At 33.0% G+C, this 14609-nt stretch carries 13 protein-coding genes; 11 read left to right on the top strand and 2 right to left on the bottom strand.

What is annotated here, in order from left to right; all coding sequences use genetic code 11:
- Window positions 1–87 precede the first annotated feature (87 nt).
- The 9 genes from DVK85_RS00970 (at window position 88) to DVK85_RS01010 (ending at window position 10989) form a co-directional block, all read left to right on the top strand.
- Window positions 88–2160: a tetratricopeptide repeat protein gene (locus DVK85_RS00970; RefSeq protein WP_114676640.1), complete on the top strand. Its 2073-nt coding sequence runs from the start codon at window positions 88–90 to the stop codon at window positions 2158–2160.
- A gap of 140 nt (window positions 2161–2300) precedes the next feature.
- Complete coding sequence (locus DVK85_RS00975) at window positions 2301–2714, top strand: response regulator (RefSeq protein WP_114676641.1); 414 nt, start codon at window positions 2301–2303, stop codon at window positions 2712–2714.
- Window positions 2715–2736: 22 nt separating this feature from the next.
- On the top strand, window positions 2737–3276 hold the full coding sequence (locus tag DVK85_RS00980) for a heme NO-binding domain-containing protein (protein WP_114676642.1): 540 nt from the start codon (window positions 2737–2739) through the stop codon (window positions 3274–3276).
- 1 nt (window position 3277) lies between these two features.
- On the top strand, window positions 3278–5203 hold the full coding sequence (locus DVK85_RS00985; protein ID WP_114676643.1) for a PAS domain-containing protein: 1926 nt from the start codon (window positions 3278–3280) through the stop codon (window positions 5201–5203).
- Window positions 5204–5207: 4 nt separating this feature from the next.
- Window positions 5208–6341: an FIST signal transduction protein gene (locus tag DVK85_RS00990; RefSeq protein WP_114676644.1), complete on the top strand. Its 1134-nt coding sequence runs from the start codon at window positions 5208–5210 to the stop codon at window positions 6339–6341.
- Entirely contained in the window at window positions 6342–7385 is a 1044-nt protein-coding gene (locus tag DVK85_RS00995) for a sensor histidine kinase (protein WP_114676645.1), read from the top strand.
- Window positions 7372–7689, top strand: coding sequence for an Hpt domain-containing protein (locus tag DVK85_RS01000; protein ID WP_114676646.1), 318 nt, complete (start codon window positions 7372–7374; stop codon window positions 7687–7689). The genes DVK85_RS00995 and DVK85_RS01000 overlap by 14 nt, the downstream gene beginning before the upstream one ends.
- Window positions 7690–7703: 14 nt before the next feature.
- Window positions 7704–8438: a LytR/AlgR family response regulator transcription factor gene (locus DVK85_RS01005; protein WP_114676647.1), complete on the top strand. Its 735-nt coding sequence runs from the start codon at window positions 7704–7706 to the stop codon at window positions 8436–8438.
- A gap of 118 nt (window positions 8439–8556) precedes the next feature.
- Window positions 8557–10989: a DUF4114 domain-containing protein gene (locus DVK85_RS01010; RefSeq protein WP_114678949.1), complete on the top strand. Its 2433-nt coding sequence runs from the start codon at window positions 8557–8559 to the stop codon at window positions 10987–10989.
- An 87-nt stretch (window positions 10990–11076) separates the two neighbouring features.
- Here DVK85_RS01010 and DVK85_RS01015 read toward each other — a convergent pair whose 3' ends face one another.
- Window positions 11077–12360: a flippase gene (locus DVK85_RS01015; protein WP_114676648.1), complete on the bottom strand. Its 1284-nt coding sequence runs from the start codon at window positions 12358–12360 to the stop codon at window positions 11077–11079.
- A 2-nt stretch (window positions 12361–12362) separates the two neighbouring features.
- Entirely contained in the window at window positions 12363–13193 is an 831-nt protein-coding gene (locus tag DVK85_RS01020) for a hypothetical protein (RefSeq protein ID WP_114676649.1), read from the bottom strand.
- A gap of 232 nt (window positions 13194–13425) precedes the next feature.
- Here DVK85_RS01020 and DVK85_RS01025 point away from each other — a divergent pair, with 232 nt between their 5' ends.
- Together DVK85_RS01025 and DVK85_RS01030 are read left to right on the top strand one after the other, a co-directional pair.
- Window positions 13426–14322 (top strand): pirin family protein, encoded by an 897-nt coding sequence (locus DVK85_RS01025; protein WP_114676650.1) that lies wholly within the window; start codon window positions 13426–13428, stop codon window positions 14320–14322.
- 5 nt (window positions 14323–14327) lie between these two features.
- Entirely contained in the window at window positions 14328–14603 is a 276-nt protein-coding gene (locus tag DVK85_RS01030) for a GNAT family N-acetyltransferase (RefSeq protein ID WP_114676651.1), read from the top strand.
- Window positions 14604–14609 lie beyond the last annotated feature (6 nt).

A 14609-nucleotide genomic window follows, 5' to 3' on the forward strand; every position in this document is an offset into this window, starting at 1 on the left:
ATCTGCCGAACGGCACTTTACTGTAGATGAAATATTCGCACTTTGTGAGTAAATTGCAATAGTTAAAAAGTAAGAAATCCAACTACTATGAAATATTTAATAAACATATACACTTTAATTGCTTTTATGTACTGCTATACTATAGGAGCACAAAATATGCAGGAAGGGTTTACCAATCTTGAAAAAGGTGAATTTGCAAAAGCAGAAGTATTCTTTAAAGAAGTATTAAAAACATATCCTGACAATAAAACAGCCAATTTGTGCTATGCTCGTGCTTTAGGGTTAAATAACGACCCCGAGAAAGCAAATGAGTTATTTAGTGATATGCTAGAACAATATCCAGGCGACTTTGAAATAGAACTTAACTATGCCGAGTCTTTACTCTGGAATAAAAACTATACCGATGCTAAAAGTTATTATTACACACTGGTAACACAGCACCCCGAGAGCTTCCCTGCATTGTTAGGTTATGCTAATACATTATCTAACTTAAAAGAGTATCCTGAAGCTTTAGACTATGTGAATCGTGCCTTAACAGTATCACCAAAGAACCCTAATGCAATGGTTTCTAGAAAATACATTAGATTAGGCTATGCTGCAAAGATGGTGCAGATGCGCGATTATGAAAGCGCTATAAATTTACTCGATGATAATCTTGTCGATTTTCCTAATGATAAAGACACACTACTTAATAAGGCTAATATATACCTTATTACAAAAGAAGGTGACAAAGCCAAAGCAGCTTACCAACAAATGGCTACTAATACAGCCGATAGTATAGTGGCTTTTAGCGGATATGCGCTGGCAGACCATATAGACACTAATGATAAAAAAGCAATGCTATGGGCTATAAAAGCTGTAGCACTAGCACAAAAACACGGTGATGAAAAATTGATAAAACAAACAAATGAACGCTATATACAAGCATTGATATGGAATAGAGAATATAAAGCTGCAGAGGAAGCTATTGCAACAGAAAAATTAAAATATCCTAATGATAATGGTATGTTAGCCCTATCGGCAACACTAGGCATGTATAGAAGTGATTTTAAAGAAAGTATTGCTGATTATCAAAACATATTGGTTAATGATTCGCTTTCCTTTGATGGTAACCTAGGTATTGCCAATGCTCACTTTGCTGATGGCGATCCTGATAATGCTTATATAGCCGTAAATAAAACATTAGATATTTTTGAAAGTCAAAAAGATGCAGTAACATTTTTAGAAAAATTAAATATTATATACTCTCCTTACATAGAAGAAAAAGCAGGATACTCGTATGATAATGGCGATAACAAAGCTTATTTTAGTACTACTAGCCTACATTTCCCGTTAAGCACCAAATGGTCGGCTGCGGTACATTATCGCTACAGGAAAACAGAAAATAACATAACAGGACGCAGTGCCGAATCTAATGATGCTAAAGGAGCTGTACACTACCAGTTTCACCCAAAGGTTAGCTTTAATGCTGTATTGGGTACAACATCGGTAAGTTCATTTAATAATAGTTACAGCCAAGTACTTGTAGAAGCCTTTTTTAAAGCAAAACCTTTTAAACTGCAAGACTTAGAGGCAGGTTATAAAAGAGATGTTCAGAACTTTAATGCCGATCTTACTGACCAAGAAATTACCGCTGATAATTTATACATGAACTATAACATTAGTACTAATTTTAAGTTAGGATGGTTTACTCAGTATTTTTTCACAACACAATCTGATGGTAACCAGCGTAATTTATTATTCACGTCATTGTACTACAGTTTTTTCTCTCAACCAGTATTAAAAGGTGGTATTAACTATCAGTATATTTCGTTTAAAGAAAGAGTACCTGAAATTTACTTTAGCCCAAAACGATTTAATCTTGCTGAGGTGTTTGTAGATTTCTTAAAAGATGAACAAGCCGCAGAAAATAAAAGTATTTATTACGGACTAAATGTTGCTGCAGGATACCAATATATAGAGAAAGATGAAAAGCAAGGAACTTATAGATTACAAGCAAAACTAGGCTATAAATTTTCTAGCAGATTAGTTGCCGATATATATGGGCTCCATAGTAACATTGCTTCGGCAACAGCAGCAGGCTTTACCTATACTGAGTTCGGGTTTCGATTAAAATGGAATATAACTGGAACCCCTTTATTTAAAACTATAAAAGAGTAGTTGTTTTATAAGAAAATTACTCGAAAAACTACTCAACGCCATTAATTAACCATTCGTCGACAGCTGGCGTTATATCGTCGATAAACAATACCCCAAAAAATATGTGTACTGTACCTTTACATTTGATTAAATCCACCCTTATGTCAACATCGTTAAATATATTATTAATAGAGGATGATGCTATCGAAGTGATGAAATTCAATCGAGTTCTAAAGAACATGGAATCGAATCATAAAATAGTTGAAGCCAATAATGGAGAAGAAGCATTAGTAATACTTCGAGAACAGCTTATTGTACCAGATATTATAGTGCTTGACCTTAACATGCCTAAAATTAACGGAATAGAGTTTTTAACTATTCTTAAACAAGATGATGTGCTTAAATACATTCCTGCAATCATATTAACAACATCAGATAATCATAAAGACTTAATGGAGTGCTACAAAATAGGCATCGCGGGTTATATAATAAAACCCCTTAAGTACGAAGATTATGTAAATCGCATAAAAAAATTAATTGACTACTGGAGTAACAATGAGTTAATTTCTCAGTAATTAAACAACTATAAATATTACAATGTACGGAATCACTTATAAATCTATAAAAGAATATATAGTTAATAGCTATGGTATCGCAAAATGGGAAACAATAGAGAAAGATGGTAATATCACCATAGATTTTTCTTTAATGGAACAGCCCTATAGTGATGCTACTAATTATAAACTTGCTGTATTAACAACAAAACATACAGGCAAACCTTTAGAAGAGGTTCTTTTTGATTTCGGAGAGTATATTATTAAAGCTACTAGTGAAAACTATAGTGTATTTATGGAATCTAGAGGTAATAACTTAAGGAATTATTTAATTAACCTGCCTAACTTTCATAATAGGATAATGCTAATATATCCTGAACTTACGCCACCTGAATTTAGGGTTAGCAGTATCGAAAATAACTGTATACTTTTACATTATATTTCTACTACACCAGGAATGTTATTTTTCATAAAAGGGTATCTTACTGGGTTAATGAATATTTTTAAAGAAAACCCTAATGTAGAAGTTATTACCCCAGAAGACAAAACAGATAAAGAATCTATTTTCAAAATATGTTGGTAATATGCAATTATATAACTTTACCTTTAACGAAGAAAGCTTTAATAAAATATTCCCCTTCTATATATTATTAGATAATAACTTAGTAATACGCTCGTACGGAAAAAGTATTCAAAACGTATATCCTTCTTTAAAAAAAGATGAAAAATTATCTCAATTTTTTCACTCAAAACGACCGTTTTCAGAGAGCATAACTATAGAGGTAATAGCTGATAATTTAAACCAACTTGTAATTTTAGAATATGTAGGTAATGCAGAGTCTTTAATGCGAGGGCAATTTGAGGCTATGGATGATATGTATGTATTTGTAGGTTCACCATGGTTAACATCTATAGAAGATGTAAAAAAAAGAAACCTTACCATATTTGATTTTGCTAACTACGACCCTCAACTTGATTTACTGCAAATATTAAAAAAGCAGGAAATTACTACTCACGAACTTAAAGATTTACTTGCTATTAATACAGCTCAAAAAGAAGAGCTAAAAAAAGATAGAGTAGAGCTTAACAGGTTATCACTTGTAGCAAGTGCTAATAAAAATGCTATTGTTTTTACATACCCTAATGCCGAAATTTTTTGGTGTAATGACGCCTATCTTGCTATAACAGGGTTTAGTAAAGAAGAAATAATAGGTAAAAGCCCTATAGAGGTAGGCAAAAGTGATGCTATAGATAAAGAAGCTCTAGATAAAATGAGTGAGCTGTTCTATAAAGGAGAAGCGTTTGATGTAGAAATTGCACACGGACGCAAAGATGGTACTTACTTTTGGTCAAAAACAAAAGGACAGCCTATATATGATGACGATGGAAAATTACTACAATATTTTGCAGTAATAGAAGACATGACTAAAGAGAAAGAACGAGAAGAACAGCTTATATTACTTTCTCTTATTGCCGAAAAGAACATTAATGCCGTAGTAATATGCGATAACGATGGTAGAATTGAATGGGTAAACTCTAGCTTTACTAAAATATCTGAGTATAGTATTGAAGAACTTATAGGGAAAAAACCAGGACATTTATTACAGGGACCAAAAACTGATCCCGAAACAATAAAATATCTTGCAATGCAAATACAAAAGGCAGAGCCTTTTAACTGCGAAATTATTAACTATACTAAAAGTGGCAAAGAATATTGGATAAAAATACAAGGACAAGCATTATATAATAAATTTGGAGAAATATCGCGGTATTTTGCCATAGAGGAAGACATTACTGAAAAAAAGATAATGGAAACTCAAAAAGAAGAATTGCTTGCTAGTCTAGAAAAGAGTAATAATGAACTAGAAGATTATGCTCAAATAGTATCGCATGATTTAAAATCGCCATTAAGAAGTATAAACTCACTTATAGCATGGGTAAGAGAAGATAATATTGATAAATTATCTGAAGAAACAGAGCAGTACCTTAGCATGATTGAAGGTAAGATTGAAAAAATGGATCACCTTATACAAGGAATACTTACCTACTCTAAAATTGATACGGTAAATATGCGTTCAGAAAGTGTAAATACTTATGACATTGTAAATAGTATTATAAGTATTATTGATATCCCTACGCATATAAAAGTTTCTATTCAAGACACATTACCTGTTATAAATGCTGATAAATACAGAATACAACAGCTTTTTCAAAACCTTATAGGTAATGCTGTAAACTATATTGACAAGCCCGAAGGAATAGTAGAAATTGGTGTTAAGGAGCATAAAGACTATAACACCTTTTTTGTTAAAGATAATGGTCCTGGTATAGCTAAAGAGAATCAGGAAAAAATATTTAAAATATTCCAATCACTTACTAATAGTGAGAAATCGACAGGTATAGGTCTTTGTATTGTAAAAAAAATTACTGAAAAATATAATGGTTCAATTTGGCTAGAAAGCGAAGTTGGTACAGGAACCACATTTTATATAAAAATTCCTAAACAATAATGTTATGAAAATTGTACAAGCCTATAAATTAGCTAATAAAGAATGGAACTATCATAACGAAAAACAACTACTAAACAACCCGCTTGTTTTAGTATTTGGTAACCGATTATTGTTAGAAGACAAAGCTATACTTGCAGATATAAGAAAAGAGTTCCCGTATGAGCATATTGTTTTTGGCTCTACAGCAGGCGAAATTATAGATATAACTGTAGTAGAAGAATCTATAACCGTACTTGCTATAGAACTTGAAAAAAGTAGTTTCGTTATAAAAAGAGATAATATACTAGATCACGACAAAAGTACGTTAGCATTGGGTACATCATTGAGTGCTAAAATGCCAAAAGAAAACCTTAAACATTTATTTATTGTATCTGAAGGAAGTTTTATGAGCGGTACATCGCTAATAAAAGGAGTTCAAAATGGGTTTGATGAAAGTATACCCATGACGGGGGGACTATGTGGTGATGACTCAAGATTTGAAAAAACATTAGCATCATATAAAGAAGATCCTAAAGAAGGTGAAATAATACTCATTGGATTTTACGGAGAATCGTTAGAAATTAGCTTTGCTAGCCATGGAGGATGGTTAGGCTTTGGTCCTGAAAGGATAATAACAAAATCAGATGGTAATATACTGTATGAAATAGATGATCAACCAGCATTGGAGCTTTATAAAAAATACCTTGGAGGCAAAGTAGAAAAACTTGCAGAATCTACTCTTTTTTACCCTCTTAACGTTATAGCCCCAGGAAGAAAAGATGCTGTTGTGCGTACTGTATTATCTATAGACGAAGAAAAACAATCTATGACGTTTGCCGATGATGTGCCCGAAAATTCGCGAGTACAACTAATGATGGCATCTGCCGATGGTATTTCTCAAGGAGCACACAATGCTACAAAATTAGCTTTGCAAAACCGTAATAATAAACCTCAACTTGTAATACCTGTAAGCTGTATTGGTCGTAAATTGGTGCTAGGTCAGCGTATGGAAGAAGAGGCTGAATTAATACGAGAACTTGTAGGTGAAGGTACTGCCATATCAGGCTTTTACTCTTATGGAGAAATTGCTCCATTTTATGGCAATACATCCTGCGAATTTCATAATCAAACTATGACACTAACCCTAATTAGTGAATAAATGAATTCTTTACTAAAAAGACAAATAAAAAAGTATCTTGATACCGAAAGGCATCAAGACCACGACTATAATGATGTTTTTTTAGCAGCCGTTAATGATTCTTATATTAATTTTGAAGCACAAATAGTTATGTTGCAAAGAGCTATGAGAATTAGCTCAGAAGAACTTTTTGAAGCCAATAAAAAACTAAGAGAAGAAGCAAAAAGCCTTAAAGAAATAAACAAAAATCTTGAGTTTATATTGAGCTCCATGAGTCCTGAAGGCAACGACAAGCCTAATGAAGGATTTAATGCTACCGAATATATTAAAAAACAATCGGCAGAGATTATTGAAATAAACAGACAACGAGAAGAGTTACTTAAAAACTTAGAGACTCAAAACCAAGAGCTTAATGAATATGCTCATGTAGTATCACATGATTTAAAATCGCCATTAAGAAATGTAAACACTCTAATAAACTGGATGTTAGAAGATGATGGCGCAACATTAACCGATGAAAGCAAAAAATCATTAGGTCTTGTTTTATTTAATGTTGAGAAAATGGACTTAACTATTAAGGGTATTCTCGATTACTCATCGATAGATAAACTAGAATATGAAAACCGAAATATTAATTTTAATATTTTAATTTCCGAAATATTACGGACAACTATTCTACCAGGAAACATTAGTCTTAAAATAGACAATAAACTGCCTAGTATGTATGGTAATTATGCACGTTTTAAACAATTATTCCAGAACCTTATAGACAATGCCATTAGGTATAATGATAAAGATGAAGGACTAATAAATATTGGCTGCAGGCATAAGGATGATGAAATTGAGTTTTATATAAAAGACAATGGAGAGGGAATAAACGAAGCTTATTTTGATAAAATATTTAATGTATTTACAAAATTAAGCAGTGAAAATCATTCTTCTGGAATGGGATTATCAATCGCAAAAAAAATTGTTTCATTCTATGGAGGCGAAATATGGCTAAAAAGCACCCCTACAGAAGGAACAACTTTTTTCTTTACACTAAAAAAAAATGGAACAACCTAACCTTAACTATATAAATGAATTAGCAGGCGACGATGTAGCTTTTAAAGCTAAATTATGTGCTACTGTAAAAAAAGAATTACCATTAGAAATCGCAGAGTATCAAAATGAAATAGAAAACGGTAATTACATAGAGGCGGCAAACCTTGTACATAAGCTGAAACATAAAATAAGTGTTATGGGAATGGAAAAAAGTTATTATCTTGCTGAAGAGTTTGAGAATAACCTTAAAAACCATTCGGCACAATTACAATCGGATTTTGAAAACATACTTCTGATAATGCAAAATTTCGCCAATGGTTTGTAAACAGTGTACTGTATATGAACTGTATAATAATAGACGACGAAGCTATGGCAAGGGCAATTATAGCCCAAATGATATCTAAAGACCCATCGCTTGTATTAGCAGCAGAATTTTCTAATGCAATAGAAGCAATAAAATATCTTAATGGTAATAGTGAAAATATAGACCTTATTTTTTTAGATATTCACATGCCAGGTTTTACAGGGTTTGATTTTATTCAAACCATAAAAACCCCACCAGCAGTAATACTTATAACATCTGATAAAAACTTTGCAATAGAGGCATTTGAATATGAATGTATTGTAGATTATCTTGTAAAACCACTAACAGAAGATCGTTTTTTAAAAGCAGTGCGTAAAGCTCATGCTAAAAAACAAGACTTGCAGCAGGTAGCTACTACTGCACCGTCATCTGTAGAGCAAGAAAAACCTGTTGATACCACAACAGAGTTTTATGTAAATATAGACCGAAGACTCATTAAAATTGATGTAGCATCTATAAATCTCGTAGAGGCAAAAGGCGATTACATACAAATTAAAACCGAAACCAAAAACTACACTGTACACTCTACCCTAAAAAAAATAGAAGAGAAATTACCCACATCACTCTTTTTAAAAGTACACCGTACCTACATTATTAATATCAAAAAGATAATTGATATTGAGGACAATAGTGTATTGATTGCCAAAGATGTAATACCTGTAAGCAGAGCTAATAGACCTGAATTAATGAAGAGGTTAAACATGCTGTAAATCAGCTTATCGACACATAACTGCTTTTCAACACACTAACAATCAAGATAAACGAAAGTATACAATATACACCCTTGTAAGTACTTAAATTTGCTTCATAAACAAAAATTAAATGATTATGAGACAATTACTATTACTTACAACACTATTGCTAAATACCATCCTCTTTGCTCAAGATTATCAATTTTTAGGAAATTATAACGGTCAAGGAGTTCCTGCATATTTAGAACAACCTGGCGATGTGGTTACACAAGCTACTTTAGATCTAGTTAGTAACTCTATACCCGAAGGATTTCCTGTACCTGTTTATAACCCTCAATATATATCTGCTGGGTATGATACTGATCTTATTATTGATGCCAGTGCGGCAGTATGGGTAACTTTTGTACAAGAAGGTGCCGGATATAGAAATATACTTGGTTTTTACACTTACGATATTAACAACCCACCTACAAGTACACCACAACCAGAAGATATTACTATAGTATTCCCTAATATATCTGCCTCTGGTTCTGGCGGAGGACTATTAGCTGGTGATAAGGTAAAAATTGGCGATTTTGAAGCTGGAACAGGAGTTGGTTGGGTACTTTTAGCTAACGGCTGGAACGGATCTGTTACAAGCGGACAATGGCAGTTGTTTTCTAATCCTGATTTTAACCCAGAAGCTGATGAAGATTTAAGAAACCATAACGTGTTACTTGCCGATCCTGATAACGAAAGACTAATTCTTGGTTTTGAAGATATAAGAAGAGATTACTCTTCATGTGATAACGATTTTAACGATGCCGTATTCTATATCACATCAAACCCTTATACTGCTATGCGAGTAGCTAATGTTGCAGATGTAAGTACCGCTGCAGATGTGTCTTCGGGTAATGATGGCGGGTTAGAAAGTAATGGTGACCTTGCAAGACTTATAGCCAAACGTAATTTTAAAAGAGTACAAACAAACAGTTTTTTAAATAAAAAATCGCTTCAATCTCCTTTTACAATATCTAATATGGGGATGAAAAGCACAATGACAACTATAGAGAGTTTATTTCCTGATACAGGAATGTTTGGTAACGAAACTGCTTTTATTTCTAGCCCTGAAGACTTAATAGGTATTACAAATGCAGATGAGATATTTTCTATAGATTATTATAATGGTAGCGAAAGAGTTGCTGCTGCATTAGCTACAAAAACTACAGATGCTGTTTATGACCACTCTAAAGTAATATGCGACAGGCTTAATGGTTCATCATTAGAAGATGTAAGAACAATAAAGCTACAGGGACATGAAATAATAATGGTAAAATTAAAAAGAGCCAATGGTATTATAGAGTATGCACTTAGTTTTTCTATAGAAGAAAATGCTTCTCAAAATATTTTACACAGTTACTGGAATATTGCACAATATCCTACTGCTAACTATACTAACTTCCAGTTTTGGGGTGCTAATATGGGGCAAGTATGTAGTGTAGCGAACCATGTATTAAATCAATTAGAAGATGAAAACCCTGTAATAGCTACCGAAATGGAGGATAGAATACCATCGGTATTTGTAAAAAACGGAGTATATAGAAACGGAATGCTTACTCTTGAAATTGTAAATAAAACAATGGCATCTACACTAACTTTTGAAGGGAACAAGAAAGTTACTGAACTAGCCGATACCGAAAACTTTACTGAAGAAATTACTCTAAATACTGACTTTAATCAAACAATACAGGTAAATACTAATGGTATATTTGATATTGGGTTCTCTATAAATGCAAACACCTCTGTAAGAAATGATGGATTATATATGGCAGATGGACCTTGGGGGGTGGATTATAACGAAACTGAAGCATCAGTATCAGCATTTAATGTAGAGCCATACATTGCAAATACTGAAACAGAAAATGGCGTTTATAATATAGAAAGAGATGCAACAGTATCAGGAACACTATATGGTACAGTAAACCTTTTTAGAAACATACTTGCCGGTGAGCTTACATTTGATGCATCAGAATATGAAGCTGTAAACTTTAACTATCAAAGCTCGCACGCTATAGAGGTAGTAATGGTAACCGAAGGACTGAGTGACTGGAATAACCGTTTAAGGTTTCAAATTCCTGCTAACCAAAACATGACAGAATACAGCATCACACTAAGTAGTTTTTCTAACGGTACAGAAAGTTATGAAGGTGGTAACATAAAAGAGTTTGTTTTCTCTATCATTGGTAACTATACTTCATTTGAGCCTTTTACTGCTAGTGTATCTGCTCTTAGATTAGGAACACAGGCAGCACTTAATACAAATACATTTGAAGCACTATCTACTACTAAAATGTTTAACTACCCTAATCCTTTCTCTGGGAACACAACTATTGTGCTACCACAGCAAACAAGCAAAGCTAATGTGCAACTGGTAGATATGACAGGAAGAGTTGTAATGAATAACAACTATACTGTTTCTAGCAATAATGAGATAGCGGTAACAGCCGACGGATTACCAAAAGGAATATATATTATGATGGTAACAACAGAAGAGAACAAGACCTACCAAACACGATGTGCGGTACAATAAAGAATTAGTAGTAATATACAACTTAGGGAAAACACAGCTACTAAACCCTGACCGGGAAAGGATATATATTCTTTCTCGGTTTTTTATTTACATAAAAGTGTAAAAGCCCAGTTTTTTACGGATAATAATTACAAATACAGTATTTACATAAATGTTAGTGACTAAACTTGCTGTCGCAGCTCCCTCTATACCATAAGTAGGAATAAGGAAGATATTAAGTACTACATTGACCACAAAACCCGAAAAGAAAATTACACTAACGCTCTTCTGATTGTTAGTCATATTTAGTATTTGGTCTACATTTCCTGTCATAGCATTATACAAACCACCAAGGGTAATAAGTATTAAAGTAACACCTCCTAGCCCAGCATGATCATCAAACACACTAAGTATTATATCTCTAAAAAAAATAAGCCCGAAAGCTAACGGTAATGTTAATATTATAACAAGCTGTGTAGAACGATTTATTACCTTTCGCATCTCCAATACATTTTTTTGATGGTACAGTTCTGATACTTTGGGTAGTATTACAGCATTCATAGATACCACAAAAAAGAGTGACAAATAGCCTACTTTAAAAGCTGTATTATAAATACCTATCTGAGCTTCGGTTTCAAAACGCCCTAGCATTAGCATATCTGTCCAGTTTAACAATAGTAGAAAAATACCGCTCATCATCATCGGGAACGATTTCTTAAAAATATCACGTTTTGTTATATCAGGATAAATAACTTTAGATCTCTTACCGAAAATATAAATAAGCCCAAGAAGAAGTGTAAGCAGGTAAGCCCCTATATAGGCATAAAAGGTAAAATAATCACCTATATCATTGTAGTACAAAAACAATAATGCGGTTATAAAAAATACATTAGGCAAAATGAATATTGAAAGCCCATAAAATATAAACTTCTTTATTGCCATAAAATAGTAACAAATAATTTCGTGAACTATCATACAGGGTGTGCCTAGAGCAATAATAAGGATGTAATTGTACATATATTCTTTCTCAAAAATATATGACGAGATAAAACCTGCTCCTACCGAAAAAAGTAAGATAGGAACTAAAGATGACAGTAGTACTAGTTTTATTGATTTTACTAATAACCCCTTTGATTCCTCTGTATTCTTAAATGCTCCAGAAAAACTTACAAAAGCATTGGGTAAACCTAATGCAAAAAACATAGCAGCTATTTGCATAACAGTAAGCGCTAGCGAATATCTACCCCAAACCGTTTCGCCATAGTAATTGGTCATAAACCACATGACTATAAAACTAAAAAGCATAGCGATCATTCGGAATAAAAAGTTTACACCTCCCTTAGAAAGTACATAGTGCAAAGCCTCTTTATCAGCAAGTAGTTTTTTTATCATGATTATATTTCCGCTTTCAGTTCGTTAACTATTCCCTCCCAGTCTTGTAAGGGCGACATAGTTTCTATATGCATATGTGTAGCAACTGATGGCATAGGCGAAAGACATAATAATTTATTAAAAAAGAAAGACTTACCATATAAGTTATTACTCAGGTAGCGGTCATTAGCCTTATTTGCTGACTTCCATAAAGTTCTTCTTTTTCTTTTTACATCTTTTACCTGCATCAAGAATGTAAAAGTAGTATCATATACCTGCCTCCAGTGGCTATTGGTAGTATGAAATATAAAATCACGATTACTATACTCCTGTTCATAACGATCAGGGTAGTCCGTAGGAAAAACAACAATATTAGGTTTTGTAAAAAATCTAGGTATAGAAAATAACTTTATTTTTCGTTTTCTTAAAAGCTGTTTTATTTTTATGCTACTAGGCTGTATAGTCTCTTTTTCAGAAATAAGCGTTACTATTTTTTGCATCGCATCTTTAGTATGCAAGTAGTCATCTTCACAAAAATAAACCCACTCATCATCATTAAATCGTTCGGCTATTTTAATAGTTTCTCTTATCGAATTATCATTCCCAAATACACCTTCTACAAACTCTATATCAAAGTTTAAAAAAAAGGCTTTCATCTCTGGCGAAAGGTTATCACCAAGTACTACAATATGATAATTAAACCCCTGTAAAGCATTATGTAGACTCTTGAAACACAATTTTATAAGAGTCTTTTTATCAAGATTAAAAGGTCTTGGTGCATTATGAACTGCATTGACCAAATCGCATGATCTAAAAATAATATTTATCTTGGGGTTTGCTCCTGCTACGTTCATATCAATTTTTAACTCTTAAAGAAATATATCTAAAAATAATAAAGACGTAAAATTAGTCTAAAAAACACAATATGAAAATTTAAGGTTACAACTGTTATGTAAAAGTATATAATGAAACTTTTATTGTAGATACTATTAAACGTAATAGTAAGGTATATCTGTTTATAATTAATCTCTTTTGACCATAAACAGGTTCTAAAAAAATTGTAAATTAACACTCTAAAAGATATGCATGTCTAATATTAATTTAATCATAGAAGAGCGTCCTAGCAATATAGGAAATTTTCTAGTTGGCAGATTACTACCCTTTAGAGAAAAACGAATGGTGGGTCCTTTTGCTTTTATAGACCACATGGGACCAGTAGCACTTAACGACCATGAAAATCTTGATGTAGGACCACACCCACATATAGGGCTCTCTACCCTTACCTACTTGTTTGAAGGTAGCATTATGCACCGTGATAGTTTGGGTACAGTAGTAGAAATTAAGCCTGGACAAGTAAACTGGATGACAGCAGGTAATGGTATAGTACACTCTGAGCGAACACCTGATTATCTCAGAACTTCCGAAAAAATGCTACACGGTTTACAAATATGGGTAGCACTACCCAAACATCTAGAAAACATAGCCCCCTCTTTTACCCATATAGATGAAGATGAAATGCCCGTATGGGATATTAATGGTATAAAAGCAAAACTTATTGCAGGAGAAGCTTTCGGAAAAAAATCGCCCGTACCTGTATATAGTCCTCTTTATTTTATCGAGCTAAAAAGCACCGATAAAACAACAATAAGCATTGGTAATGAACTATATGGCGAAAGCGCAATCTACATACTAGATGGTAGTATAAAAATTGAAGGCGCTACTTTTTCTCCAAAACAGTTATTAGTCGCTAAAGAAACATCTCTTTGTGAGTTTACAATGAATGAAAACACCATTATATACATTTTTGGTGGCGAACCTTTTGCTGAACCTAGACATATATATTGGAATTTTGTCGCCTCTACAAGAGCGGCCATAGAAGAAGCTAAAGAACGGTGGGTAGCTCAAAAATTCCCAACCATACCTAATGAAACAGGATATGTACCGCTACCAGAACAAAACACAAACTTTAAACTAAAAAATTAAATTATATGACTATTGAACATTTTGATGATGGAAAAAAAGGCTCTTTTAAAGCTACAGATGGAGAAACAGAAGCAGGATTAATGACCTATGTGTGGGCAGGAGAAGAAAAATTTATTATAGAGCATACTGTTGGGAATCCAGCTTTTAAAGGAATAGGCATGAAACTACTTGACAAAGCAGTAGCTTTTGCACGCGAAAAAGGAGTAAAAATAATTCCGTTATGCCCGTTTGCTAAAAAAATGTTCGACCGTAAAGAAGAAATACGAGATGTACTTGCATAACAGCTA

This window comes from Flavobacterium arcticum (assembly GCF_003344925.1).
Lineage (GTDB): Bacteria > Bacteroidota > Bacteroidia > Flavobacteriales > Flavobacteriaceae > Flavobacterium > Flavobacterium arcticum.